We start from the raw sequence: 26,406 nt of genomic DNA, 5'->3' as shown, positions 1-26,406 counted from the left end.
CCGGGAACGGGGCTACAGTCCTTCCGCGACCGCGGCGGCGATCTTGAGCCAGGCGTCGCGCGTGGCGGAGGAGAGCGTGCCGTACCGGATCGGCTCGCCGGTGTCCACGCTCCGCTCGTACGGCGCGGACAGCACGACCCGGGTCCGCGCCGCGAAGTGCCGGAAGATCGCGTCGGTGTCCAGGTCCCGCTTGGTCGACGGCGAGGACACGATCGTCACCGCCTGCCGCACCAGCCGCTGCCGCCCGGTCTGCTCCAGGTGGTCGAGCATGCGGGCGGCGGTCTCCGCGGAGTCGTTACGCGCGGACATGGTGACCACGAGCTGGTCGGTGGCATCGATCGCCGCCTGCCAGTTCTGCGCGCGCACGTTGTTACCGGTGTCCACGAAGATCAGCTTGTAGAACCGGCTGACCACGTCGCGGATCTCGGCGAACGCCTCCGCGGTGAGGATCTCGCCCGCGGTCGCGGACTCGTCGGACGCGAGCACGTCGAACATGCCCTCGCCCTGAGCGCGCACGTACTGCGACAGGTCGCCGACCCGGCCGCTCGCGCCCTGGAAGCTCACCAGGTCGCGGAGCATGTCCCGGACGGTACGCGCGTGGAAGTCCTGCTGCGCGCGCATGCCGAGGGTGCCCTGCGTCTCGTTGTTGTCCCAGGCCAGCACGTAACCGCCGCGGCGCTGCCCGAACGTCATGGCGAGCAGCAGCACCGCGATGGTCTTCCCGGCACCGCCCTTCGGGTTGACGATCGTGACCTGGCGCAGGCCGCCGAAGTTCCGGCGGACCATGTCGATGTCCTTCTTGATCTCCTGCTCGCGGCGTCCCGGAGCCAGCGAGACCAGACCGAACGTGGCGTGCCGCAGCCCCGCGCGGACGCCCATGGTGGCGACCGGGTCGGCCGGCTTCATGGTCCGGCGCCGCGCGAAGTCGTCCGCGGTCGGCGTCGGCTCGTGCGGGTCCGGCTCCCAGCCGGTGTCCGGCACCGGCGGCTGACCCTCCTGCGGCGGGAACGGCACCGACGGGTACGCGGTCTCCGGCTGGTGGTAGGCGACCTGCTGCTGCCACTGCGGCACCACGGCCTGGCCCTGGTTCGGGTTCGGGTTCGGGCTCGGCGGCGGATACGGCGGACGGTCCAGTGTGGGCGGACGCGGGAAGTCCGGGCGCGGCGTGCCGCCCTCGGTCTCCGGCTGTCCCTCCTCACCGCCGTCGGCCGGCGGCGCGCTGGTCACCTCCGGCTCCGGCGAGTCCGGCGCCGGGAACTCCGGAACCGGGCCGGGACCGGGCGGCACGGGACCCGGCGGCACGGGACCCGGCACCGGACCGGGACCCGGGTTCGGGCCGGGCAACGGCGGCGTCGGGCCGGGAGCGGGCGGCATCGGGCCGGGGTACTGCGGCCCGGGCGGGACCGGCAGCGTGTGCGGACCAGGAACAGGACCAGGACCAGGGGGTACGGGCGGGATAGCGCCCTGCTGGTGCACCGGCGGGTACTGCGGGTGGTGCTGCTGGTGGATCATCGGCGGCGGCTGATGCACCGGCGGCCCCTGCTGGTGCAACGGTCCCTGCTGGTGAACCGGCGGCTGATGCAGCGGGTACTGCTGCTGCGGGCCGGACTGATGCGGACCGGGCTGCGGACCCGGGTACTGCGGCCCCGGCTGCGGACCCGGCTGCGGCGGCCCCGGATACTGCGGACCCGGCTGTTGCGGCCCCGGATACTGCGGCCCCGGCTGCGGCGGCCCGGGGTACTGAGGCCCCGGTTGCGGCGGCCCGGGGTACTGCGGCCCCGGCTGCGGACCCGGGTACTGCGGCCCTGGATAAGGCTGCTGATGCTGCGGCCCCGGGTACTGCTGGTTCGGGTACTGCGGCCCCGGCCCCGGCGGCACCGGATTGGGCCCCGGACGCACTGGACCCGGGCCGGGCGGAACCGGCCCCGGATAGGACGGTCCCGGCGGCACCGGCCCTGGCCCCGGATAAGCGGTGTTCGGGCCCGGCGGAATCGGCCCCGGACCCGGCGGCACCGGACCCGGACCCGGCGGCACCGGACCCGGCTGAACCGGCGCCGGACCCGGACCCGGCGGCACCGGACCCGGTATGGACACGCGACCCTGTGCCCGCGCGTCCGGCCCGGGTGGCGTCAGGGGCGGTGGGCCGGGCAGCGGTGGGATCGGCGGCTGCGGCGCAGAGGGCCCCGGGTCGGTCGTCGACCGTACCGCTGAATCCTGATCTTGATTTTGGGTCTGCTCATGCGGCACGGGCGCGCTGGCGCGAGGCGTGGACGGTGGAGCCGGTGGCGGTGCCACCAGCTTGTTCTGCTGCGAATCCGTCGGCGAGGGATCCTCGTCGTCCGGAGACCAGAACGGCTCGTCGTCGTCCGAGTCCGCCGGGAAACTATTGACCACCGCGCACTGCCTCCCCTAGTTCACGTACGCCGCCCACGCGCCCGCCTCGGTCCACCAGGACCGCTTGCGGTTCAGCGTGCCGGCCACCCCGTCGTCGATGAACTGCACGTCCCCGTCCCGCGGCGTCACGGAAGCCGCGCGGCCCCGCGCCCGCCGCACCTCGATCCGGAGCCGGGGACGGCGGAACCGGACCTTGGTCACCACGGGCACCGCCACGGCCACCTCGACCGCACCGTCGCCCGGGTCGGCGCCGGTGAGCAGCGGAAGACCGTCCAGGGTCGCGTAGCCGGCCGCGTTGCCGACCGCACACGCCAGGATGCCCTCTTCCCCGTCACTCAACACCGTGTCGTCCACCTGCACTCTGCCTCGCCACGGCAAGGGCTTGCCGTCCTCACTCTTACCGCCGAGTAGCGTCCCGTCCAGCGTGACGGATCCCGCATCGGTGCGCAGCAGGTCGACGCGCCGGACGCGGTCGCCGAGCACCGCGGCCGCGACCGCGGCGGGGTCGCGCGGCAGGCCGAGCCGGGCGGCCAGGTCGTCGGGGGTGCCGGCCCGGGCCGGGTCGAGCGGGAGCACGCCGAGCGCGGGCAGGTCCGGCACGGTACGCGAGTCGGGCAGCTCGGCCGGCCGCTTGCTGGGCGGCGGCGCGAACCGGCGGACCAGGCGCCGGACCACGGCGCGGAGCTGCGCGTCGGTGGCGGCCGCGACCACGACCCGGGTCTTGCTCTCCGAGTCGGGCCAGGTCAGGCCGTCCTCGCGGGGTGGCGCGTCCAGCCGGGCGATCACCTCGTCGATCTCGGCGTCCGAGCGGGCGGTGACGTACTCCACCCGGGCGCCGGCCGCGGTCAGCGCGTCGCCGCAGGCGAGCACCGGCACGCGGGTGCCCGGCTCGGCGCAGGAGCGATCGACCTGCTCCTTCTGCTCGGCACCGCCGCAGCAGGATCCGCCGAGCCCGCAGGCGTCGGCGCCGGCGGGCGCGCCGGAAGCGAGGCTGAGCAGCACCACGTCGTACACGGCCGGTGGCCTCCCGTGATCTTTTCGGCCATCTCCAACGTGGCCGTAACTTCTTGTTAGCCTGACACCTCGGGCTTGCCGTGTGGTCGCCACTGTGGCACCCGAGCCCTCGAAGGCGGGTTCTCAGATGCCAGCGATAGTGCTTCTCGGCGCGCAATGGGGCGACGAGGGCAAGGGCAAGGTTACCGACCTGCTGGGCGAGCGGGTCGACTACGTGGTCAGGTATTCCGGGGGCAACAACGCCGGGCACACCGTGATCACTCCCGACGGCCAGAAGTATGCCCTTCACCTCATGCCGTCCGGCGCGCTGTCGCCGAACGCGATCATCGTGATCGGCAACGGCGTCGTGGTCGACCCCAAGATCCTGCTCCAGGAGATCGACGGCCTGACCGAGCGCGGCGTCGACGTCTCCCGGCTGCGGATCTCCGGTGACGCGCACCTGATCATGCCGCATCACCGCGCGCTGGACCGGGTGGTGGAGCGCTACCTCGGCTCGTCGCGGATCGGCACCACCGGGCGTGGCATCGGCCCGGCCTACGGCGACAAGGTCGCGCGGATGGGCATCCGCGTCCAGGACCTGCTCGACCCGGGCATCCTGCGCAAGAAGCTCGAGCTGGCGCTGCGCGAGAAGAACCAGATCCTGTTCAAGGTCTACAACCGCAAGGCGATGGATGTGGAGGCGGTGGTCGAGGAGTACCTCGGCTACGCGGAGCGGCTGAAGCAGTACATCGCGGAGACCCGGACGATCCTCTGGGACGCGCTGGACCGCGGCGAGAACGTGCTGCTCGAGGGCGCCCAGGCGACCATGCTGGACATGGACCACGGCACGTACCCGTTCGTGACCTCGTCGAACCCGACGGCCGGCGGCGCGTGCGTGGGTGCGGGCATCCCGCCGACCGCGATCACCAAGGTCATCGCGGTGAGCAAGGCGTACACCACGCGCGTCGGTTCCGGCCCGTTCCCGACCGAGCTGTTCGACGAGTTCGGCCAGCACCTGCGCAAGATCGGCCACGAGTACGGCACGACCACCGGCCGGGAGCGCCGCTGCGGCTGGTTCGACGCGGTGGTCGCGCGGTACGCCTCCCGGCTGAACGGCGTCACCGACCTGGTCGTGACGAAGCTGGACGTCCTCTCCGGACTGGAGAAGGTGCCGATCTGCGTCGGCTACGAGATCGACGGCGAGCGCGTCGACGACATGCCGATGACGCAGACCGACTTCCACCACGCCAAGCCGGTCTACGAGGAGCTGGACGGCTGGTGGGAGGACATCTCCGCGGCCCGCACCGAGGCCGAGCTGCCGAAGAACGCGCGCCGCTACATCGCGCGGATCGAGGAGCTGTGCAACACGCGCGTCAGCGTGGTCGGCGTCGGCCCCGGCCGCGAGGAGAACGTCGTCCGGCACGAGCTGATCTGAGGATGATCAGCCCACGTCGGTAGCATCACCCAGCGTGCGCGTACTTCTCATCGGTTCCGGAGGGCGTGAACACGCCCTCGCCATCGGCCTCGCGGCCGACCCCGCGGTCGAGCACCTGGTCGCGGCGCCGGGCAACCCCGGCATCGCGCAGCTCGCCGAGCTGCGCGAGGTGACCGCGACCGACCCGGCCGCGGTCGCGGCGCTCGCCGTCGAGACCGGTGCCGACCTGGTCGTGATCGGCCCGGAGGCACCGCTGGTGGCGGGCGTGGCGGACGCGGTCCGGGCCAAGGGTGTCGCGGTCTTCGGCCCGTCCGCCGCCGCCGCGCGGCTGGAGGGCTCGAAGACGTTCGCCAAGGACGTGATGGCCGCGGCCGGCGTGCCGACCGCGCGCTCGTTCACCTGCACCACGCCGGCGGAGGTCGCGGCCGCGCTGGACGAGTTCGGTACGCCGTACGTGGTGAAGGACGACGGCCTGGCCGCCGGCAAGGGCGTCGTGGTCACCGACGACCGGGAGAGGGCGCTGGCCCACGCGGCCGAGTGCGGACGCGTGGTCGTCGAGGAGTACCTGGCCGGCCCCGAGGTCTCGCTGTTCGTGGTCACCGACGGTGAGGCCGCACTGCCGCTGATGCCGGCCCAGGACTTCAAGCGCGTCGGCGACGGCGACGCCGGGCCGAACACCGGCGGCATGGGCGCCTACACGCCGCTGCTCTGGGCGCCGGACGACCTGGTCGAGCAGGTCATGGCCGAGGTGGTGCAGCCGACCCTGGCCGAGATGCGCGGGCGCGGCACGCCGTTCTCCGGCCTGCTCTACGTCGGCCTGGCGATCACCGCGGCCGGCCCGCGGGTGATCGAGTTCAACGCGCGCTTCGGCGACCCGGAGACGCAGGTGGTGCTGGCCATGCTGACCACGCCGCTGGCCGGGCTGCTGCGCGCCGCCGCGGTCGGCGAGCTGGCCGCGCACCCGCCGCTGACCTGGCGGGACGGCGCCGCGGTGACCGTGGTGGTGGCGTCCGAGGGCTACCCGGAGGCGCCGCGGACCGGCGGCGTGCTGACCGGCGCGGAACGGCCCGGCGTGCTGCACGCGGGTACCCGGCGGCGCGAGGACGGCGCGCTCGTCTCGTCCGGCGGCCGGGTGGTCTGTGCGACCGCTACCGGCCCGGACCTGAGCTCCGCCCGCGAGGCCGCGTACGACCTGGTGAGCGGCATCGAGCTGGCCGGTTCGCACCACCGCACGGACATCGCGCTGGCCGCCGCGGAAGGGCGCACAACGGCCTGACCTGCGCAAACGAACCGTCCGATTCGTCGGGTGTGTCACCCTGAGGTTGAGGGTAGGGACCCGTGCGAGCCCGGCGCCCGCCGGGCTCGCACACGACGTAGGGAGGTGCGCGGTGCTCGACAGAACCGGACCCACCGTGGGCGTGCTCGGCTCGTACGGCGGACGCAACCTCGGCGACGAGGCCATTCTCACCAGCCTGCTCGACGATCTGCGCAACCGGCGCCCGGACGCCCGCATCCTGGTCTTCTCCCGTCACCCGGAGCACACCCGGGCGCAGCACCCGGGAGTGGAGGTCGTCGGCTGGGAGGGGGTCAGCCGCCAGGCGACCGCGACGTCGCTCGGCGAGCTGGACCTGCTGATCCTGGGCGGCGGCGGCATCCTCTACAACACCGAGGCGCGCCGGTACCTCCGCGTCGCGCGCGCGGCGCAGGAGCGCGGCGTGCCCGTCTTCACGTACGCGCTGGGCGCCGGCCCGCTCACCGAGGAGACGGACTGCGCGATCGTGCGCGAGGTGCTCTCCGAGGCGGTCGAGGTCACGGTCCGGGACGAGGAGTCCCGCCTGGTCCTCGAGGAGGCCGGCGTCACCCGCACCATCACCGTGACCGCCGATCCCGCGCTGCTGCTCCAGCCGGAGGACTTCGACGCGGAGCTGCTCCGCGCCGAGGGCGTGCCGGCCGGGCGGCGCCTGGTCGGGATGAGCGTGCGCGAGCCGGGCAAGGCCGCGGAGCACCTGGACGAGGAGTCGTACCACCAGTTGCTGGCGCAGATGGGCGACTTCCTGGTGCACCGGCTGGACGCGCAGCTGCTCTTCGTGCCGATGGAGCGTGACGACATCCGGCATTCGCACGCGGTGCTGTCGCACATGACCGCGGTGCAGGACTGCCGGGTGCTCTACGGCGATTACCGGCCCCGCCAGGTGCTCGGCCTGATGCGGCACCTGGACCTCGCGGTCGGCATGCGACTCCATTTCTTGATCTTCAGCGGGCTGAGCGGCGTGCCGTTCCTGCCGCTGCCGTACGCCGGGAAGGTCTTCGACTTCGCCCAGCAGGCGGGTGCGCCCGCGCTTCGCGGCGTCATGCGGGAGTCGGTCGGCCCGCTTCTCGCGCAGGTCGACCGGCTCTGGGACGAACGGCCCGAACGGGTCACCGTCACGCGGGAGCGGATGGGCGTGCTGCGATCCCGGTCGGCGGAGACCGGCGAGCGGCTGGCCGCGGTCCTGGACAACATCCGCCCGCGGACGCTGATCGCCGCGTAGAAAAGGGGTAGCAGACCACCGCCGGGGTAGGGGATACAGCATGACGTTGTCGCCGTACGTGTCGACCGCCTATCTGCCCCCGCCCCGCACCGAGGAGACCGTCGAGCTCCCGGCCCGCCGTGCCCGTCGCGCCGGCCGTACCCACGTGCTGGTCGTCGGCGGCGGGCCGTCCGGGATCGGCGCGGCGCTCGGCGCGGCGGCCACCGGCGTGCGGGTGACGCTGGTCGAGCGGTACGGCTTCCTCGGCGGCAACGCGACCGCCGCGCTGGTGATGCCGCTGACCAGCTTCCACAACGAGATGAAGCAGGCGGTCGGCGGCGACGACACCCGGCTGCTCCCCACCGACCACGGCGAGGGCGAGCCGGTCGTCGGCGGCGTGCTCTGGACCATGCTGGACCGGCTGCACCAGATGGGCGGCGTGATCAAGCCGAGCCCGGAGACCGGCTACACCGTGCCGTTCGACCCGGAGCTGTTCAAACTCACCGCGTACGAACTGCTGGCCGAGGCCGGCGTGCACCTGCTGCTGCACTCGTTCGCGTCCGACGTGATCGACCTGCCGGACGGCGTCCGGGTGGTCTTCGAGGGCAAGTCGGGGCCGATCGTCATCGACGCGGACGTGGTCGTCGACTGCACCGGCGACGGCGACCTCGCGGCCGCGGCCGGCGCCCCCTACGAGATCGGCCGTCCCGAGGACGGGCTGACCCAGCCGATGACGCTCATGTTCCGGATGGGCAGGTTCGACCACCAGGGCTTCAACGGGTACGTACGGGAGCACCCCGACCAGTGGCGCGGCGTCTACGGCCTGTGGGACCTGATCCGCGAGGCCACCGAGGCCGGCGAGCTCGACCTCACCCGGGAGGACCTGCTCTTCTTCGCCACGCCGTACGACGACGAGGTCGCGGTCAACTCCACCCGCGTCACCGGCGTGCTGGGCACCAGCGTGTTCGACCTGACCCGGGCCGAGTTGGTGGCGCACGAGCAGATGGCGCAGATCGTCCGGTTCCTGCGGCGTCGCGTCCCCGGCTTCGAGCAGTCCTACGCGATCCAGAGCGGCGTCCAGGTGGGTGTCCGCGAGACCCGGCGCATCCAGGGCGAGTACACGCTGACCGGCGACGACGTGCTGTCCGCACGCAAGTTCGACGACGTGATCGCGCGCGGTGCGTACCCGGTCGACATCCACAACCCGACCGGCCGCGGCACCGTGCTGAAGCGCCTCCCGCAGGGCACCTCGTACGACATCCCGCTCCGCTGCCTGCTCCCCCGCGACACCGACCGGCTGCTGGTGGCCGGCCGCGCGATCTCCGGCGACCACGTGGCGCACTCCTCCTACCGCGTCATGCCCATCTCGATGGCCACCGGCCAGGCCGCCGGCGTCACCGCGGCCCTGGCGTCGCGCGAGGGCAAGCCCCCGCGCGACCTGTCGGTCCAGACCATCCAGCGCGAACTCCGCACCCAGCGCGCCAGCCTGTCCTGACCGCCGGGCACCACGGGACGTTGCGTCCATACCGAACACTGGGTCCATGGAGATCTTCGTGATCGGTGCGGTGCTGCTGCTGATCATCGTGCTACTCGTCAGCAGGAGCGGTAAGCGCAAGCGGCGGCGGGGCGGCTCCGACTTCGGCCACGGCTACGACGGCGGAGGCGGCGACAGCGGGGACGGTGGTGGCGGCGGAGACGGCGGCGGTGGGGGTGGCGGCGGCGACTGAGCCGGTCAGACGATCGGGACGCGGTGCCAGAAGCCGATCGGCAGGTTGACCTCGTCGGCGGTGGAGATGCCGTTCTCGTCGAGCGCGTTGTGGATCGCGAGGCGCGCGCCGTCGAAGACCAGCTCGACGGCGTGCAGCACGCGCGGGCGCCACTGCGACGGCATGATCCGCTCGATCACGTTGACCTGGCGCAGCGTCCGGCCGCGGAGCGCGGCCAGTTCGGGAAGCGTGCCGGAGCGCCAGTCGAGGCGCAGGCCGGGCCAGTCCAGCGGCGCGCTCATGTCGATCTGGCCCCAGGTGATGGCGCACTCGTCGAACTTGCGGTGGGTTATCTCGACGTTGAGGTCGCCGAAGCCGAGGATGACCGGGCCACCGGAGAACCAGACGTCGGTGTCCAGGTCCCACATCAGCCAGGCGTCGTCGAGCGGGCGGTCCAGGACGCGGGTGAACCGGGCGCGGTGGGCGGCCGCGAGGGCACGAGAGCTGTACTGCCACTCCGGCTCGTACCCGTCGATGCCGAGCATGCCCGCGACCTCCGTTCCGAGTCGTCGGAAATCGTAACCACACGACGAACGGCCGGCCCCCTCGCGGGACCGGCCGTGTCGAAATCGGAACTAAAGGGATTACTTGCTCAGCGTGGTGCCGGTCGAGCGGAGGTGCTCGCAGGCCTCGACAACCCGCTTGGCCAGGCCGTTCTCGGCCAGCTTGCCCCAGGCACGCGGGTCGTACGCCTTCTTGTTGCCGACCTCGCCGTCGATCTTCAGCACGCCGTCGTAGTTCTTCATGACGTGGTCGACGACCGGGCGGGTGAACGCGTACTGCGTGTCGGTGTCGATGTTCATCTTGACCACGCCGTAGTCCAGCGCGCCGTGGATCTCGGAGAGCAGCGAGCCGGAACCACCGTGGAAGACCAGGTCGAACGGCTTCTCCTTGCCGTACTTGGCGCCGACGGCCTCCTGGATCTCCTTGAGGATCTCCGGACGGAGCTTGACGTTGCCCGGCTTGTAGACGCCGTGCACGTTGCCGAAGGTCAGGGCCGTCATGTAGCGGCCCTTCTCGCCCAGGCCGAGCGCGGCGGCGGTGGCCAGGCCGTCCTCGACGGTGGAGTAGAGCTTGTCGTCGATCGCGGCGGAGACGCCGTCCTCCTCGCCACCGACCACGCCAACCTCGATCTCGAGGATGATGTGCGCGGCCGCCGCGTCCCGCAGCAGCTCCTCGGCGATCTGCAGGTTCTCGTCGACCGGCACGGCCGAGCCGTCCCACATGTGCGACTGGAACAGCGGGGCCTTGCCGTTGGCGACGCGCTCCTTGGAGATCGCGAGCAGCGGCCGGACGTACTTGTCCAGCTTGTCCTTCGGGCAGTGGTCGGTGTGCAGCGCGATGTTGATCGGGTAGTTCTTGGCGACCTCGGTGGCGAACTCGGCCAGCGCGACCGCACCGGTGATCATGTTCTTCACGGTCGGGCCGGAGACGTACTCGGCACCGCCGGTCGAGATCTGGATGATGCCGTCGCTGCCCGCCTCCGCGAAGCCCTGGAGGGCCGCGTTCAGGGTCTGCGAGGACGTCACGTTGATCGCGGGGTACGCGAACGCGCCGGACTTGGCGCGGTCGAGCATCTCGGCGTAGACCTCTGGGGAAGCGATTGGCATCGGAGCAACTCCTTGATCAGTGCGCTGGGTCCGGAACCCCCGGCGGGACCGCGTTGTCCTTCGCCGGAAGTATCCCGCACGGGCCGGGTGCCGAGAACATCGCCCTGGAGTTACCGGTACGGGTTTCCGCGGGTCGATCCAGGGAAGGCTTTCGGGTCGTACCGTGAAGGAGTGTGAGGAGGCGATCATGACCTACCCCGACGACCTGGCGCTGCGCGATGGTGAGACGCCGGAGGCCGACGCCGCCGAGCAGGCCCGTCCGGCACGGTACGACGACGACCCCGTCGAGCGGTTCTCGCTCAGCCCGGACGTCAACGAGGCGGACGCCGCCGAGCAGGCGTTCGAGGTGGGCCTGCCCGACGACGACTACCGGTGACTCACCGGGTCACGTAGTCCGGGTGGGCGTCCGCCCAGGCGCTCATCGCACCGGTGCGGAGCGCGCCGAAGAGGGTGCCCGGCACCTCGTCGTCGGCGGCGCCGGACGCACCGCCGGACCGCGCCGTGGTGATGCCGACGACCGGCTTGCCCTCCAGGTCCATCGCCGCGACCGCGGTGACCAGGTCGAGTCCGCCCTGGTCCAGGCTGAGCCCGTCCCCCGCGGCGCGGACCAGGTCGAGCAGGCTCGCGCCGGCCGCCTTGGCCGCGACCGCGCGCAGGTAGCGCTGGCCGTTGCGGTCCCGGTCGTACTCGCCCTGGTCCAGGCCGTACCGCTGGCGCAGCAGGTCGATCGCGGACGCGCCGTCCAACTCGGAGCAGCCCGCGGCGTACCGGTGCCCGGTGTGCCGGGAGACCACCTCCTGGTCCAGGCACAGCTCGACGCCGCCGACCGCGTCCGTGATCGCCTCGACCGCGGAGTAGCGGACCGTGACCGTGCCGTCGAACGCGATGCCGGTCAACTCGTGCACCGTGGCCTCGGTCAACTCCGGCCCGCCGAGCGGGAACGACCTGTTCAGCAGGTCCTCGCCGCGACCGGGGATCGGCACCACGCCGTCCCGCGGCAGCGACACCAGGTAGACCGTGTCCCGGCCGGCCGGCACGTGCGCGATCAGCACGGTGTCCGCGCGCGCGTCCGCACCGTCCCCGTCCGCGCCGATCAGCAGCACGTTCAGCGGGCGGTCCGCGGCGACGATCGGCGCCGGCGACACCGAGGCCGCGATCTCCACCGGCGCGGCGCGACCGCTCTCCCGGTCGATGAACGCCGGCACCGCCAGCACGGCCGTCACCGCGAGCGCCGCACCCAGCGACCGGCTGATCAGGCGACGGCGACGGCGGCGCCCGGTCGTCTCGTCGATGGCCCGGCGGAGCGGCCCGGTGTCCGGCGCGAGGTGCTCGTGGCGGGTGAAGGTCTCCCGCAGCTCGTTCTCGATCATTTCTCCTAGACCTCCACCAACTGCGCCCGGAGCGTGGCGAGGGCACGCGAGATCGACGCCCGGACCGTGCCGACCGCGCAGCCGAGGATCTCGGCGATCTCCGCGTCCGGCAGATCCTCGTAGAAGCGCAGCACCAGCGCCGCGCGCTGCCGTCGCGGCAGCCGGGCCAGCCAGGCCCAGATCTGGTCACGGTCCGCGGTCGCCTCGGCATGATCCCCCGGTACGGCGAGCGCCTCGTCCGGCTCGGCCCGCAGCAGCACGCGCCGCAGCCAGGACCCGCGCCGCCAGTCCAGATACTGGTTGGTGAGCATGCGGCGCACGTACCGGTCGGGCGAGTCGGCACGCGCGACCCGGCGCCAGTTCAGCTGGACCCGGACCATCGTCTCCTGCACCAGATCCTGTGCCAAATGCGGATCCTGAGTCAGCATGACCGCGTACCGCGACAGCGCGGGCAGCCGGGAGTCGGCGAACTCCGCATAGTCCAAGGGGCACCTCCGAGTGCTCTCCCAGAGATGACGTTCCCCGGCCGCCACATCATTGCGAACAATCACAAAAAAGTTATCCACCGGGCTTGACCTGCGCTTTTGCGCTTATCCCCAGGGTTATCCACAGGGCCGCCGGTTTATCCACAACCCGGTTGTCCACAGGCCCGCTCAACCTTTCGGACAGAACTCCCAGCATTCGTCCAGCCGGGGTCGCGCGGCGGATCTCGACGATCATAAGATCCCCTCGCTTTCGTCCACGGGGAGGAAACGTCGAGGCCGGCCCACGCCATCGATGCGTCTCCGCCGGGACCAACTCACTCCTCTCGATTCTGTGCCCCTCGGGCCCACGGCGTTCAGCCGGGCCCTGTCGCGCCCGGTCCCGGCCGGAGACGACATCACCCACGGAGGAATCCGCCTACATGATCCGCAACTCTCGGCGCATGCTCGCCGGACTCGGGGTGGCGTTCACCGCAGCCGCGGTCGCCGTCTCCGGCACACCGGCCCAGGCCGCCGAGTCCGGCCTGACCTCTTTCTTCGAGGACGTGACCATCGCGGCCGGCTCGCCCGGCATCGTGCAGTCCGTCAACGTGTACTCCGTCGACCCGGTCTCCACGACCGACATCTCGATCGTGTTCGACACGAGCGGCCTGGCGAACGTGGCCACGATCGCGCCGGAGGCGGAGGAGTTCTGGGACGACTTCACCTGCGCCACCGCCGGCACGATCATCACCTGCACCTGGAACAAGGAATGGCCGGTCGAGTTCAACGAGGGCGGTCTCAGCGTCCTCGACGTGGTGATCACCCCGGTCGACGGCGCGGCCGTGGACGCCAGCGGCTCGCTCAGCACGACGGTCACCGCGGTCGGTGCCTCGCACACCACCACGAGCAAGATCACCATTGGTGAGGGCGTCAACCTGGCGGCCACCTCCCAGGAGATCACCGGTTCCGCGACGCCGAACAGCACCGTGGCGGCGGCGTCCGGCGTCCGGAACGTGGGCGAGAAGACCGCCGAGGGCGTCGTGCTCTGGGTCAGCGGCACGCCGGGCATGGGCCTCGCCCAGTACGGCAACTGCCAGTACATGACGCAGAACGGCTACCGGCAGACGTACTGCGAGTTCGACGACGAGCTCGCGCCGGGCAGCACGCACCAGGTCGAGTTCGACCTCCAGCTCAGCGGGCAGGTGTTCGCGCCGGGCAGGCAGTACGGCTTCTTCGAGTGGATGACACCGGCCGCGTTCGCCGACCGGGCCGCCTGGCAGAAGTTCGCCGGCGTCACGTTCACCCCGGGCACGGGTGCCCCGCTGGAGCTGACCGAGGCGTCCTCGGCCACTCGCCGGGCGCAGGTGGACATCGATCCGGCCGACAACGGCGGCATGATCGAGATCGCGGTCACCGGCACGAACGCCGCCGATCTGGAGGCGCTCGGGGTCGAGTTCGACGGCGAGGCCGGCACGTCCGCGACCGTCCAGGTGGGCGTGAAGAACCACGGCCCGGCCCTGCTCGACGGCAGCATGGGCGGTTTCTCCGCTACCGCGATCCGGGTCGAGGTGCCGGCCGGAACGACGGTCACCGAGGTGGACGAGGCCTGCAACAACGACACGAACGCCTCCGACGGCTGGGTGGGCCCCACCCCCGGCGGCACGGTCTACCACTGCTACACCGACACCCAGCTGCTCCCGGGCGAGCAGGAGGTCTTCGACTTCACGTTCCGCATCGACCAGAAGAAGACCAACGCGGTCGGCTCGGTCACCGCGAACCCGAAGGCGTGGCTCGACGGCCGCTCGGGCGACACCAACGCCAAGAATGACGTCGCGTACATCCTGGTCAACGGCGACGGCACGCTGCCGCCTCCCGGTGGCGAGGGCGGCCAGGGTGGCGGTGGCGGCACCCTGCCGATCACCGGCGCCAAGGCCGGGCTGATCGGGGCCGCCGGTGCGGTGCTGCTGGCCGCGGGCGTCGCCGGCTTCCTGCTGGCCCGTCGTCGGCGGACCACGTTCGTCGCGTAACACCGTCAGATCCGTGGCGCCCCGCCGGTCCTCGTGACCGGCGGGGCGCTGTCGTACGTACCGGAAAAAAGAAATGGATCTTGTGGGGTCTGCTGGGACGATGTGCGGGTGCTGATGACCGTCTCGACCACCCACGTGCCCGCCACCGATCTCGGCTTCCTGCTCGTCAAGCATCCGGATCGGGTGCATGCGCTCGAGATGCCGGCCGGGCAGGCGTACGTGATGTACCCGGAGGCGACGGCGCAGCGGTGCACGGCGGCGCTGGTGCTGGACATCGATCCGCACGCGCTGCACTCGGGGCGCAAGCGCGGGGCCAAGGCGCCGGACTCGGCCGGGCTCGGGCAGTACGTCAACGACCGGCCGTACGCCGCGTCCAGCATGCTCGCGTCCGCGCTCGGCAAGGTGTTCCGGAGTGCGCTGCGCGGCGCCTCGAAGGACCGGCCGGAGCTGGCCGCGACCGCGATCCCGCTGGAGGTGGCGGTGCCGGTGCTGCGCTGCCGCGGCGGTGCGGAGCTGGCGCCGCGGCTGTTCGACCCGCTCGGCTGGACCACGTCCGCGACGCCGATCCCGCTGGACGACGGCTGGGGCGACAGCCGGTACGTGGAGTTGCGGCTGACCGGCACGCTCCGGCTCGCCGACGCGCTCAACCACCTGTACGTGCTGCTCCCCGTGCTCGACGACGCCAAGCACTACTGGGTGGCACCGGACGAGATCGACAAGCTGGTCCGGGCCGGTGAGGGCTGGCTGGCCGGCCATCCGGAGCGCGCGCTGATCACCCGCCGGTTCCTGGCGCACCGGCGCGCGCTGGCCGGTGCCGCGCTGGCCCGGCTCGCGGAGGAGCGGCGGCGGCTGGCCGAGCTGGACGAGGAGCTGGAGGAGCTGGACCCGGACACCATCGAGGCGCCGGACGCGGAGAAGCCGCAGCCGCTGGCCGTACGCCGGCGGGAGGCGGTGCTGGCCGCGCTGCGCGAGCTGGGCGCGGCCCGCGTGCTGGACCTCGGCTGCGGACCGGGCGCGCTCCTGGCCGACCTGGTCCGGGACCGCCGGTTCACCGAGATCGTCGGCGCGGACGTGTCCACCCGCTCACTGGAGATCGCGGAGCGGCGGCTGCGGCTGGACCGGCTGCCGGACCGCCAGCGCGAGCGGATCAAGCTGCGGCAGACCGCCCTCACCTACCGCGACGACCGGCTGCGCGGCTTCGACGCGGCCGTGCTGATGGAGGTCGTCGAGCACGTCGACCCGCCGCGGCTGGCCGCGCTCGAGGACGCGGTCTTCGGGCACGCGGCGCCGCACGCCGTGCTGGTGACCACGCCGAACGCCGAGTACAACGTGCGATACGAGGGCTTGGCGCACGGCGGCATGCGGCACCACGACCACCGGTTCGAGTGGACCCGCGACGAGTTCGCCGCGTGGTCCGACCGGGTCGCCGGACTCTACGGGTACGCGGTGCGCCGGTACGGCATCGGCGACGACGACCCGGAGACCGGCAGCCCGACCCAGTTCGCCGTCTTCACCCGCGATGAGCCCGCCACCGGCGGGGAGGTGTCCGCATGACCGAGCTGACCGTTCCCGAGCTCTCCCTGGTGGCGCTCGTCGGCGTCTCCGGGTCGGGCAAGTCGACCTTCGCCCGCCGCCACTTCGCGCCCACCCAGGTGCTCTCCTCGGACGCGTTCCGCGCCATGATCGCCGACGACGAGAACGACCAGTCCGCCTCCGGGGACGCGTTCGACGCGCTGCACTACGTGGCCGGCAAGCGCCTGGCCGCCGGCCGGCTGACCGTGGTCGACGCCACCAACCTCCAGGAGCACGCGCGCGCCGCGCTGGTCCGGGTCGCGAAGGCGCACGACGTGCTGCCGGTCGCGATCGTGCTGGACGTGCCGGAGTCGCTGGCGTGGGAGCGCACCGAGGCGCGGGCGGACCGCGTGTTCGGCCGCGAGGTGCTGCTGCGCATGCGCCGTGACCTGCGGCGGTCGCTGCCCCGGCTGCAGCGCGAGGGCTTCCGGAAGGTGCACGTGCTGCGCGGGCCGGAGGAGATCGACGCCGCCACCGTCACGTACCAGAAGCTGTTCAACGACCGCCGTGAGCTGACCGGCCCGTTCGACATCGTCGGCGACGTGCACGGCTGCCGCGCCGAGCTGGAGACGCTGCTCGCCACGCTGGGCTGGGACGTGCACCGGGACGCGGCCGGGCACGCGGTGTCCGCCAGACACCCGCGGGGGCGTACCGCCGTGTTCGTCGGCGACCTGGTGGACCGCGGACCGGACACGCCCGGCGTGCTGCGTCTGGTGATGGGCATGATCGAGGCCGGGACCGCGCTGTGCGTGGCCGGCAACCACGAGGAGAAGCTGCTGCGCAAGCTGCGCGGCCGGGACGTGCGGTTGACGCACGGCCTGGCCGAGTCGGTCGCGCAGCTCGAGGCCGCGCCGCGCGAGCTCACCGACCGCCTGCCCGCCTTCCTGGCGTCGCTGATCAGCCACTACGTGCTGGACGGCGGCCGGCTGGTGGTCGCGCACGCGGGGCTGAAGGAGGCGTACCACGGGCGCGCGTCCGGCCGGGTCCGCTCGTTCGCGCTGTACGGCGAGACGACCGGCGAGTCCGACGAGTACGGCCTGCCGGTCCGCTACCCGTGGGCACAGGACTACCGGGGTAAGGCCATGGTGGTCTACGGCCACACGCCGGTGCTGACCCCGGAGTGGATCAACAACACCATCTGCCTGGACACCGCCGCGGTGTTCGGCGGCTCGCTGACCGCGCTCCGCTACCCGGAGAAGGAGCTGGTCAGCGTGCCCGCGGAGGCGGTGCACTACGCGCCGGTCCGCCCGCTGCACACGCTGCCCGGCGCGCAGCGCCCGGCGGACGCGCTGGAGCTGTCCGACGTGACCGGCCGCCGGCACCTGGAGACGCGGTACGGCACGGTGACGGTCGCCGCGGAGAACTCGGCCGCCGCGCTGGAGGTGATGAGCCGGTTCGCGATCGACCCGCGCGCGCTGCTCTGGCTGCCGCCGACGATGGCGCCCTGCTCGACCGCGCCGTCCGGCGACTTCCTGGAGCACCCGGCGCAGGCGTTCGAGGACTACCGGTCCGCGGGCGTGACCACGGTGGTGTGCGAGGAGAAGCACATGGGCTCCCGCGCGGTGGTGCTGCTGTGCCGGGACGCGGAGGCGGGCAAGCGGTTCGGTGTGGCCCGGGGCGCGGTGTGGACGCGTACCGGCCGGCCGTTCTTCGACGACCCCGCGGTCACGGACGAGCTGCTGCGCCGGGCCGGTACGGCCGCGGCGGCGGCCGGGCTGTGGGACGAGCTGTCCACCGGCTGGGTGCTGCTCGACTGTGAGCTGCTGCCCTGGTCCGCCAAGGCCGGCGCGCTGATCCGGGAGCAGTACGCGAGCGTCGGCGCGGCCGCGAACGCCGCGCTGCCGGCCGTACGGTCGATGCTGGCGGACGCCGCCGGGCGTGGCCTGGACGTGACCACGCTGCGCGACCGGATGACCCGCCGGGCCGGCGACGTGGACCGCTACCGCGACGCCTACCGGCGCTACGTGCGGCCGACCGACGGGCTGACCGGCGTGACGCTCGCGCCGTTCGCGGTGCTGGCGGCGGACGGCGTGTCGTTCGCCGCGCGGGATCACGGCTGGCACCTGGCGCTGGCGGACCGGCTCTGCGCGGCCGCCCCGGACCTGTTCACGCCGACCCGGCGCCGGGTCGTGGATCTCGGCGACCGGGCCGCGGTCGCGGAGGCGACGGACTGGTGGCTGGCGCTGACCGAGGCGGGCGGCGAGGGCATGGTGGTGAAGCCGTTCGACGGCCTGGCGGTGCGTTCGGCGAAGGGACGCCCGCAGCAGCCCGGCATCAAGTGCCGGGGCCGGGAGTACCTGCGGATCATCTACGGCCCGGAGTACACCGAGCCGGGGACGCTGGACCGGCTGCGGAACCGGTCGCTGGGCCGCAAGCGAGGGCTGGCGCTGCGCGAGCACGGCCTGGGCCTGGAGGCGCTGGACCGGCTCGCCGAGGGCGCGCCGCTGTGGCGCATCCATGAATTGGTGTTCGCGGTTCTGGCGTGCGAATCGGAGCCGGTCGACCCCCGTCTGTGACGGTAAAGACACACAACGGTGAGAATGGCGCGGCCGGGAAATGCCCGGCCGCGCTTCTCCGGCGAATTCTCGGTGCCCCCTCAGCTCCGTAACAGATTCGCGTCTGGACTGCATACCGGTAAGCGGTAACCTGTCTCCCCGTGGACAACGCCGACAACGCACGCCTCATCGTCGACAATCTGGCGGTCAACCCTCTCGATCCGAAGGATCTGATCACCACCGTCGGACTGCTGGGCATCTGGGGCATTCTCTTCGCCGAAACCGGACTTCTGGTCGGCTTCTTCTTCCCCGGTGACTCACTGCTCTTCCTCGCGGGCGTGGCAGCGTCCACGGTGGCGGAGGAGATCTTCGGTCCCGGCGTCTCGCTCTCGCTGCCCGGCCTGCTGATCGGCGCGCCGATCGCCGCCATCGTCGGTGCCCAGCTGGGCCACTGGCTGGGTGCCAGGTACGGCCGGCGGATGTTCGAGCGCCCCGAGTCGCGCCTGTTCAAGAAGGACTACGTCGACAAGGCGGAGTTCTACTTCAACAAGTACGGCCCGGCCAAGGCCGTGGTGCTGGCCCGCTTCATCCCGATCGTCCGCACGTTCCTGAACCCGGTCGCCGGCATGCTCGGCATGCCCGCCAAGACGTTCTTCCTGTGGAACGTGGTCGGCGCGATCATCTGGACCGACGGCATCATCCTCGCCGGTTACCTGCTGGCCGCGCAGATCATCAAGGTGATCGACCCGGAGGACATCGACCACTACCTGCTGCCGGTGATCGTGCTGATCGTCCTGGTCTCGGTGCTGCCGGTCTTCTTCGAGTTCTTCCGCGAGCGCCGCGCCAAGGCCAAGGAGGCGGAGGCGCACGCCCGCACGGCCGAGGCCGAGGCGCGCATCGTGGAGGCCGAGGCGAACATCGTCGAGGCCGTCGAGCACGTGGTCGAGGCGGCGACGCAGCAGATCCCGGCCGTGTCGGACCAGCACCGGCCCGGTCAGGTCTACGGCGGTGGCGGCTACGACCCCCAGCAGGGCCAGGGGTACGACGGGGGCCCGCGCCGGTAGGCGGTTTCCCGGTCGGCACACACGAGAATGGCGCGGTCCCGGACGGGGCCGCGCCATTGTGCTTCTCCCGATCGCCGTGCCCGGAGCGCCGTCCCCACGGCGCGCACCCGAGCGTCGACGATCATGGTGCCGGGCACGGCGGGCCGGTGAGCCGGCCCGCCGCACCCGGCGGTAAGACCATCAGACTCAGCGAGTCTTCTTCGTAGCCCGCTTCCGCGGCGGGGTGAGCAGGTCGGCGATCGTGGCGATCGCCGACGGCACCAGCCGGTAGTAGGCCCACACACCGCGCTTCTCCCGCTCCAGCAAGCCGGCCTCGGTGAGGATGCGCAGGTGGTGACTCACCGTCGGCTGCGAGAGGCCCAGTGGCGCGGTCAGGTCGCACACGCAGGCCTCGCCCTCCGGGGCGGACTGGATGAGGCTGAGAAGCCGCAGCCGGGCCGGGTCGGCGAGCGCCTTGAGGACACCCGCCAGACGCTCGGCGTCGGCACGTTCAATCGGCTCGCCGGCGAGCGGCGAGATCTGAGGCATGGTCAGTTCGGCCAACGCAGTTCCCACGAAATCCATCCTTCCACCTACAGCATCGATTCGCCTGCATATCAGCAGGTCCGAATCGGTAAACTTTTAGGCCGTTAGGCCGAGGTCGGCCAATGTATAGGCCGCTCGATAGGGCAGTCCCGCGGCCCGCACCGCATCGCCTGCACCTCGATCAACAATAACCGCTACACCCACTACCTCGGCTCCGGCCTGCTGCAACGCCTCGACCGCCTGCAGCACGCTGCCGCCGGTCGTGGAGGTGTCCTCGACCGCCAGGACGCGCCGTCCGGCGACGTCCGGGCCCTCGATGCGCCGTTGCAGTCCGTGAGCCTTACCGGCCTTCCGCACCACGCACGCATCCAGCGGTCGATCCGAATCCGCCGCGGCATGCAGCATGGCCACGGCCACCGGATCGGCGCCGAGAGTCAAGCCACCCACCACGTCGAAATCCCAGTCCGCCGTGAGGTCTCGCATCACCCGCCCAACGAGGGGAGCCGCCGCGTGGTGCAGTGTTACGCGACGAAGGTCGACATACCAATCCGCTTCCTGACCAGACGACAGCACGACCCGGCCGTGCACCACGGCTAAGTCAGTGATGAATTTACGCAGGTCGTCACGGTCGCCCATGGCGTTGAGGGTACTGCTCAATGCTGAGAAGCGAACGGTCGACCCGGCTCGACGCGCAAAAATCGGTTGGATGGGGGAGTGAATGACGTGACGGAGAGGTCTGAGGTGAACGCTCCGACCAGCCCATCGAGGCCGATCGTCGCCTGAGGGTGACCCACCAGCCACCGAAAGAAACCATGACGGTAGATATTTGCTTCAACCGTCGAACGGGACAGACCGTGTCGGCGCTACCGCGCTAGGCGCAAATTTGATAGAGCGCGATCCGTCGATCCACCCGTCCGGGTGGACGCCGCGGGCTCACCGCGCGCCGCGCCCGACCGCCCGGTTCCCCGCCTCGCTGAAGCGGCGCACGAGCGCGTGCGGCGCGTGCCGAAGCGCGGTCGCGGCGATCTTGTAGCGCATGCTCGGAACGCTAACGTAGCGGCCTTTGCGCAGGTCAGACAAGGCCCCGTCGACCACGGAGTCGGCGTCCAGCCAGATCCAGCCGGGCGAGCCCGCGGTCGGGATGCCGGCCCGCTGGTGGAACTCCGTGCGCACGAAACCCGGACAGAGCGCGAGCACGCGGACGCCGTGGCGGCGCACCGACTGGCCGACGGACTCGCTGAAATTGATGACGTAGGCCTTCGTCGCGGTGTACGTAGAACCCGGTGCGGTGACGCCGTAGCCGGACACCGAGGAGACGTTGATCACATCACCCGAACGTCTTTCCGTCATTTGCGGCAAAACCGCGAAAGTCAGGCGCATGACCGCCTCGACGTTCAGCCGCAGAATGCGCAACTCGTCATCGAGCGTGGACCTCAGGAATCCCTTGTTCAGACCGATTCCGGCGTTGTTCACCAAGAGTTCGACCGGTGCCGAGGCGTTTCGCAGCCGTTCCTCGACCGTGCCGACGCCGGACTCGGTCGCCAGGTCCGCCGGGATCACGCTCACGGCGACGCCGTGCCGCGCGCGCAGCTCCTCCGCGCTCGTCGCCAGCCGCTCCGCGTCGCGGGCGACCACCACCAGGTCCCACCCCTCCGCGGCCAGCCGGCGCGCGAAGGCCGCACCGAGACCGGCGGTCGCGCCGGTGATCAGCGCGGTGCGGCGCGGGGCCTGGTCTGGCACGGTCACCTCGACGGGGGTGGCGGCGCCCACGGTGACCGCGTCGGGTCCGGGTGGGGCGGCACGATGGGCACGGGCGGGGGTGGAAACGGCATGACCGGCGGGGCGACGGGGGCCGGCCTCGTGCGCACCCCGGCCGCCAGGAGCGCGGCTACCAGAAAGTAACCAACGACTTGCGCTACGGCAAGCCCGATTCCGGCCGCGACCCACCAGGCCGGGTAGACGTCCGCGGACGCGGCCAGCACCGCGGCCACCCGCCGGTCGCTGGAGCCCAGGTCACGCTGCAGGAGCCCGACGGCCAGGCTGAGCGCGCCGCCGCACAGGCCGAGCGCGCACAACACCCAGGTGACCACGCGCGCCGCCGGAACGCCGCTGCGCACGCCCACGGCCAGCGACACCAGCAGCACGCCGGCGATCCCGGAGAGCACCACGCCCGCGATCGCGGAGCCGCGGATGCCGCCCTCGACCCGGTCGGCCAGCACCGAGTCGGCGCCGAGGCGCCGGGCGTCGACGGCGAAGTCGCTCAGCCCGTCCACGGTCAGCAGCAGGTGCAGCGCGGCGGCCAGTATCCCGGCGACGCCCATCCCGATCATCAACGCCGCGGCGAGCGCCACCGCCCTCGGCGGACCCGTGGCGGGTGCAGGCACCGCCGGTCCCGAAGCAACCACGCGTTCCCCTCGAAATGGACGTCGTCCCGATGAACCTACTAGAGCCTGTATCGAACTGGGGGTCGGAGCGAGGCGTGGCCCGGCATCCCACTTCGACACGGGCTCTAGCCGACGGGGCGAAAAGAGAGCCCCGCCGGGCGGGTGGCACGGCGGGGCTCTCGGCGAACGCTCAGGAGTGCGGTGGTGAATCGCTACCCGAGGACGGCGGCGACGGCGGCGACGGGGGCGACGGCGGGTCGGCCGGCGGCGGGGGCACCGGGTTGTCGTACGGCGACGGGGGCGGCGGGCTCTGCGGCGCGGGACCGGCCGGCGGGTAGTCCGGCGGCGCGGAACCGGCCGGCGGGTAGTCCGGCGGGTACGTCCCCGGCTGGGCCGGCTGCGGGGGGTAGGGAGCCTGGCTGGGCGGCGGGTACGCCGAGCCCGCCGGGTAGCCGGGGTAGCCCGGGTAGCCGGCGCCCGGCGGCTGCCAGGCCACGGCCGGCTTGCGGAAGAACTCGTTCGCCGGGGGCATCGCCAGCAGCACGATGACGACCAGCAGGAACAGCAGCGTGAGCACGCTGGAGACGATCGTGACCGGGGTGGCCCAGGCCGGGATCTCGTTCTCCAGCCGCTCGGTGATCTCCTGCGGGTCGGGCATGCCCGGCTGGTCCGGCACCTCGGCCAGGCTGGTCATCGCGCTGCTGAGCGCGCTGCCGGCCAGGCCGAAGCCGGTGCAGCAGATGCTGAGGCCGCCGATGACCCAGGTCGTCACGCGCGACGCGTTCTTCCCCCGGTTGTTGAAGACCGCCAGCAGCACGAAGCCGACGGCGAGCAGCAGGTTGATAACCAGGCCGAACACCACGCCGCCGACCAGGACGGCCTCGGTGCCGGCCGCCGGGGTCCCGGCGTAGGCGTCCGCGTACACCTCCCGGGTCGGGCCGATGGAGGCGATGTTCGCCACGACGCCGACCACGGTCAGCGCGGCCGTGGCGAACAACAGATATCCGGCCACCGTCACGACGCCCGGCCGCTGTGGCACCGGCTGGACGCCTTGACTGTAGGGATTCGACACGACGCTCCCCTCTACACGTTCAGATTAGTAACTGCGCCATTCACTGCGTACATACTCCAGCACGTGCGGCGAGAGGAGCGTGGAGATCTCCACGTCCACCGGGCCGCGGTCGGGCGGGAAGACCGCGGCGGCGGCCAGCACGGACGGCGAGAGGAAGCGCGGCGTGGCGGGCGGCTCGGTGCGCAGGGACGGGCCGGGTCCGCCCGGCGCGGCCAGCACGAAGCCCCAGTCCCCGAAGGACGGCACGTCCACGTGGTACGGCGTGGTGCCGAACCCGGCCGCGCGGATCGTGGCCTCGATGCACCAGTACGACTTCGGCGCGAAGTACGGCGAGCCGGCCTGCACCACCATCCGCGCGCCCTCGGCCAGCACGTTGCGGACCAGCGTGTAGAACTCGACGGAGTAGAGCTTCGCGGTCGCGGTCTCGTCCGGGTCGGGCATGTCCACGATCACCGCGTCGTACCGGGTGGCGGCGGAGCGCAGCCAGGCGAACGCGTCCGCCTCGACCAGCCGTACCCGCGGGTCCTCGAAGGCGTCGCCGTTGAGCGCGCGGATCTCCGGCCGGGTCCGCGCCAGGTCCACCACGGCCGGGTCCAGTTCGACCAGCGTGGCGGAGCTGACGGCCGGGTACCGCAGCACCTCGCGCAGCGCCAGCCCGTCACCGCCGCCGAGCACCAGCACGTCGCCGCGCACGCCGGCCAGCACCGGATGGACCAGCGCCTCGTGGTAGCGGTACTCGTCGACCGAGCTGAACTGGAGGTCGCCGTTGAGGTAGAGGCGCATGTCGGAGACGCCGCCGGAGACGATCGGCGCGGACTCGGTCAGCACGATCTCCTGGTAGCGGCTGCGTTCCGCGTGCACGATCGGGTCGCGGTAGAGCTCCTGCCGCGCGGTCACCTCGAAGTCGTGCGCGACCGCGTACGCGTACCCCAGGGTGAGCGCGACCACCGCGGAGCCGGCGCCGAGCCCGATCCTGGCCCGCCGGCTCATCGCCTTGCGGAAGACCGTGAAGACGAGCAGCACGCCGGCCACCGCGTTGACCGCGCCGACCACCAGCGCGCCGCGCAGCTGGCCGAAGACCGGCAGCAGCAGGAACGGGAACGCCAGCCCGCCGAGCAGCGCGCCCACGTAGTCGGCCGCGAACAGGTCCGCCACCGCGCTGCCCGCCGCCTGCTCCCGGATGCGTTGCAGCAGCACCATGAGCAGCGGGATCTCCGCGCCGATCAGCACGCCGAGCACGAACGCGGTGCCGATCAGCGCGGGCGCGTAGAGGTCGAGCCAGGCGAACGCGGCGTAGAGCCCGAGCACGGACAGGCCGCCGAGCAGCGCCAGCAGCAGCTCGATCGCTGCGAACGCGGACGCGGCCCGGTGCTGGAACGGCTTGGCCGCGAGCGCGCCGACGCCCATCGCGAAGACCATCACGCCGAGCACGATCGACGCCTGGCCGACCGTGTCGCCGATCAGGTAGCTGCCGAGCGCGACCAGGGCCAGTTCGTAGACCAGGCCGCAGGCCGCGCAGACGAAGACCGCCGCGAGCACCGCGGCCCGGGCGATCCTCGGTCGTCCGGCGAACTCCATCAGCTCGCGGCCGGCGGCGTCGGCTTCGGCGCCCGTCCGCGTTCCCACGCGCCGAGCGCGATCGCACCCGCGCCGACCAGCAGCAGCACACCGGCCGCGACCAGGAAGCCCCACCGGTCCCGCAGGAAGTCGTTACCGGCCGGCGGCAGCGCCGCGGACGGCGCGTTCGTCGCGGCGGACGGGGCCGTGGCCGGCACCGGCGTGGCCGCGCCGGACTCCGCGGTGATCAGTGGCAGCGCCAGCGCGGCGTGCATGATGACGAAGCCCGGGTCGTTGATGAACGCGTCGTCCGTGAAGCCCATCTCCCGCAGCCGCTGGGTCAGCTGCCACTTGTCCACGCGCGGGCTGTTCGACTCCACGCTCAGCGACGCGGAGTCGTCGGACTCGCTGCTGGACGAGGTGTAGGTGATCCGCGCGACGACCTCGACGTACTCGCGGCACTTCGCCGGGTCCGAGTCGACCGCCACGGCCGGGCCCAGGCTGGAGCCACGGCTCACGGCCTGGTCCTGGTACGACGACGAGTCCTGCAGGTTCCAGCCGTAGCACATGCCCTGGACGCCGGTGGCCGTGGCGAGCACCCGGGCCGTCTCCGTCGTCTCCTCGGTGGTGGGCGCCGGCACGGTGGTGCCGTTGTCCGACGACGAGCACCCGGCCAGGCCTATGGCCAGCACCGCGAGCGCGCCCGCGAGGCGGGCAACCGTTCTCGGCGTGGCGGCCATCAGCTGATCGCCGCCGCGATGATCGCCCCGGTGGCGAGGTGGATCGTGGCGCTCACCCAGACGGCCGGGTGCGGCTCCGGGTGGACCAGGATCTCGCCGAGCCGGCCCGGTGTGACCGCGTCCAGCAGCAGGAACGCGCCGGCCATCAGCAGCAGGCCGACGAAGCCGTACGCCAGCGTGCCGATGATGCCCTGCACGAAGTCGTCGTGGCTGGCGACGATCGCGGAGACCACGATGATGCCGACGCCGAGCAGGTTCGACGCGAGCAGGACCGCGGCGTTGCTGTTCCGGTTCTCCCAGATCAGCACGTGCAGCTTGCCCGGCGTAGCGATGTCCACCAGCAGGTAGCCGACGGACATCAGGGCCACACCGATGACGCCGTACGTGAGCGTCACCAGCAGGTCGGTAAGCAGATCCATCGGCCTAGC

24 protein-coding genes are annotated in these 26,406 nt (G+C 72.0%); 10 read left to right on the top strand and 14 right to left on the bottom strand.

Annotation, left to right across the window (positions count from 1 at the left end; all coding sequences use genetic code 11):
* Positions 1-12: 12 nt before the first annotated feature.
* Both J2S41_RS34760 and J2S41_RS34755 read right to left on the bottom strand, forming a co-directional pair.
* Positions 13-1,530, bottom strand: coding sequence for a MinD/ParA family ATP-binding protein (locus J2S41_RS34760; RefSeq protein ID WP_310374411.1), 1,518 nt, complete (start codon positions 1,528-1,530; stop codon positions 13-15).
* An 879-nt stretch (positions 1,531-2,409) separates the two neighbouring features.
* The gene (locus tag J2S41_RS34755; RefSeq protein ID WP_310374409.1) at positions 2,410-3,408 is read right to left on the bottom strand and encodes a diacylglycerol kinase family protein; all 999 of its coding nucleotides are present in this window, start codon (positions 3,406-3,408) and stop codon (positions 2,410-2,412) included.
* A 127-nt stretch (positions 3,409-3,535) separates the two neighbouring features.
* On the opposite strand from J2S41_RS34755, the gene J2S41_RS34750 reads away from it, so the two are divergent.
* From J2S41_RS34750 to J2S41_RS34730, 5 genes are all read left to right on the top strand, one after another.
* The gene (locus tag J2S41_RS34750) at positions 3,536-4,822 is read left to right on the top strand and encodes an adenylosuccinate synthase (protein WP_310374407.1); all 1,287 of its coding nucleotides are present in this window, start codon (positions 3,536-3,538) and stop codon (positions 4,820-4,822) included.
* 34 nt (positions 4,823-4,856) lie between these two features.
* Positions 4,857-6,098: a phosphoribosylamine--glycine ligase gene (gene purD, locus J2S41_RS34745; protein ID WP_310374405.1), complete on the top strand. Its 1,242-nt coding sequence runs from the start codon at positions 4,857-4,859 to the stop codon at positions 6,096-6,098.
* Between the two features lie 112 nt (positions 6,099-6,210).
* Positions 6,211-7,353 carry a polysaccharide pyruvyl transferase family protein gene (locus tag J2S41_RS34740; RefSeq protein WP_310374403.1) on the top strand — a complete coding sequence of 381 codons (1,143 nt, stop codon included), beginning with the start codon at positions 6,211-6,213 and terminating at the stop codon, positions 7,351-7,353.
* Positions 7,354-7,393: 40 nt separating this feature from the next.
* Positions 7,394-8,827 (top strand): FAD-dependent oxidoreductase, encoded by a 1,434-nt coding sequence (locus J2S41_RS34735; protein WP_310374402.1) that lies wholly within the window; start codon positions 7,394-7,396, stop codon positions 8,825-8,827.
* A gap of 46 nt (positions 8,828-8,873) precedes the next feature.
* Positions 8,874-9,059 (top strand): hypothetical protein, encoded by a 186-nt coding sequence (locus J2S41_RS34730; protein WP_310374400.1) that lies wholly within the window; start codon positions 8,874-8,876, stop codon positions 9,057-9,059.
* Positions 9,060-9,064: 5 nt separating this feature from the next.
* On the opposite strand, the gene J2S41_RS34725 is transcribed toward J2S41_RS34730, so the two are convergent.
* Both J2S41_RS34725 and fbaA read right to left on the bottom strand, forming a co-directional pair.
* Complete coding sequence (locus J2S41_RS34725) at positions 9,065-9,583, bottom strand: hypothetical protein (protein WP_310374399.1); 519 nt, start codon at positions 9,581-9,583, stop codon at positions 9,065-9,067.
* Between the two features lie 99 nt (positions 9,584-9,682).
* The gene (gene fbaA / locus J2S41_RS34720) at positions 9,683-10,708 is read right to left on the bottom strand and encodes a class II fructose-bisphosphate aldolase (RefSeq protein ID WP_310374398.1); all 1,026 of its coding nucleotides are present in this window, start codon (positions 10,706-10,708) and stop codon (positions 9,683-9,685) included.
* Between the two features lie 187 nt (positions 10,709-10,895).
* Between fbaA and J2S41_RS34715 the strand changes: the two genes are divergently transcribed.
* A complete protein-coding gene (locus tag J2S41_RS34715; protein WP_310374397.1) occupies positions 10,896-11,084 on the top strand; it encodes an Rv3202a family protein in 189 nt (62 codons plus the stop codon).
* 1 nt (position 11,085) lies between these two features.
* Here the strand turns inward: J2S41_RS34715 and J2S41_RS34710 are convergent, their stop codons facing one another.
* Positions 11,086-12,078, bottom strand: a complete 993-nt coding sequence (locus J2S41_RS34710) for an LCP family protein (RefSeq protein ID WP_310374395.1) — start codon at positions 12,076-12,078, stop codon at positions 11,086-11,088.
* 5 nt (positions 12,079-12,083) lie between these two features.
* Positions 12,084-12,563 carry a SigE family RNA polymerase sigma factor gene (locus J2S41_RS34705; RefSeq protein WP_310374394.1) on the bottom strand — a complete coding sequence of 160 codons (480 nt, stop codon included), beginning with the start codon at positions 12,561-12,563 and terminating at the stop codon, positions 12,084-12,086.
* 419 nt (positions 12,564-12,982) lie between these two features.
* On the opposite strand from J2S41_RS34705, the gene J2S41_RS34700 reads away from it, so the two are divergent.
* The 4 genes from J2S41_RS34700 (at position 12,983) to J2S41_RS34685 (ending at position 19,700) form a co-directional block, all read left to right on the top strand.
* A complete protein-coding gene (locus tag J2S41_RS34700; protein WP_310374392.1) occupies positions 12,983-14,569 on the top strand; it encodes an LPXTG cell wall anchor domain-containing protein in 1,587 nt (528 codons plus the stop codon).
* Positions 14,570-14,677: 108 nt separating this feature from the next.
* Positions 14,678-16,123 (top strand): 3' terminal RNA ribose 2'-O-methyltransferase Hen1, encoded by a 1,446-nt coding sequence (locus tag J2S41_RS34695; protein WP_310374390.1) that lies wholly within the window; start codon positions 14,678-14,680, stop codon positions 16,121-16,123.
* Complete coding sequence (locus J2S41_RS34690; RefSeq protein ID WP_310374389.1) at positions 16,120-18,657, top strand: polynucleotide kinase-phosphatase; 2,538 nt, start codon at positions 16,120-16,122, stop codon at positions 18,655-18,657. The genes J2S41_RS34695 and J2S41_RS34690 overlap by 4 nt, the downstream gene beginning before the upstream one ends.
* A 140-nt stretch (positions 18,658-18,797) precedes the next feature.
* Positions 18,798-19,700 carry a DedA family protein gene (locus J2S41_RS34685; RefSeq protein ID WP_310374388.1) on the top strand — a complete coding sequence of 301 codons (903 nt, stop codon included), beginning with the start codon at positions 18,798-18,800 and terminating at the stop codon, positions 19,698-19,700.
* A gap of 186 nt (positions 19,701-19,886) precedes the next feature.
* Here J2S41_RS34685 and J2S41_RS34680 read toward each other — a convergent pair whose 3' ends face one another.
* From J2S41_RS34680 to J2S41_RS34645, 8 genes are all read right to left on the bottom strand, one after another.
* Complete coding sequence (locus J2S41_RS34680; RefSeq protein WP_306836240.1) at positions 19,887-20,264, bottom strand: ArsR/SmtB family transcription factor; 378 nt, start codon at positions 20,262-20,264, stop codon at positions 19,887-19,889.
* Positions 20,265-20,321: 57 nt separating this feature from the next.
* A complete protein-coding gene (gene pyrE, locus J2S41_RS34675; RefSeq protein ID WP_310374384.1) occupies positions 20,322-20,861 on the bottom strand; it encodes an orotate phosphoribosyltransferase in 540 nt (179 codons plus the stop codon).
* A 297-nt stretch (positions 20,862-21,158) separates the two neighbouring features.
* Positions 21,159-21,971: an SDR family NAD(P)-dependent oxidoreductase gene (locus tag J2S41_RS34670; RefSeq protein ID WP_374728300.1), complete on the bottom strand. Its 813-nt coding sequence runs from the start codon at positions 21,969-21,971 to the stop codon at positions 21,159-21,161.
* Positions 21,968-22,609, bottom strand: a complete 642-nt coding sequence (locus J2S41_RS34665) for a hypothetical protein (protein ID WP_310374382.1) — start codon at positions 22,607-22,609, stop codon at positions 21,968-21,970. Before J2S41_RS34665 ends, J2S41_RS34670 begins: the two co-directional genes overlap by 4 nt.
* 190 nt (positions 22,610-22,799) lie before the next feature.
* Positions 22,800-23,681, bottom strand: a complete 882-nt coding sequence (locus J2S41_RS34660) for a hypothetical protein (RefSeq protein ID WP_310374380.1) — start codon at positions 23,679-23,681, stop codon at positions 22,800-22,802.
* Between the two features lie 24 nt (positions 23,682-23,705).
* Positions 23,706-25,259: a polyamine aminopropyltransferase gene (locus tag J2S41_RS34655; RefSeq protein ID WP_310376735.1), complete on the bottom strand. Its 1,554-nt coding sequence runs from the start codon at positions 25,257-25,259 to the stop codon at positions 23,706-23,708.
* Complete coding sequence (locus J2S41_RS34650; protein WP_310374379.1) at positions 25,259-25,978, bottom strand: hypothetical protein; 720 nt, start codon at positions 25,976-25,978, stop codon at positions 25,259-25,261. The genes J2S41_RS34655 and J2S41_RS34650 overlap by 1 nt, the downstream gene beginning before the upstream one ends.
* Entirely contained in the window at positions 25,978-26,397 is a 420-nt protein-coding gene (locus J2S41_RS34645; RefSeq protein WP_310374377.1) for a DUF350 domain-containing protein, read from the bottom strand. The genes J2S41_RS34650 and J2S41_RS34645 overlap by 1 nt, the downstream gene beginning before the upstream one ends.
* Positions 26,398-26,406 lie beyond the last annotated feature (9 nt).

Origin of the sequence: Catenuloplanes atrovinosus (genome assembly GCF_031458235.1) — a bacterium.
In the GTDB taxonomy this organism is placed as follows: Bacteria; Actinomycetota; Actinomycetes; order Mycobacteriales; family Micromonosporaceae; genus Catenuloplanes; species Catenuloplanes atrovinosus.
This window is presented reverse-complemented; position numbering and strand designations above follow the sequence as displayed.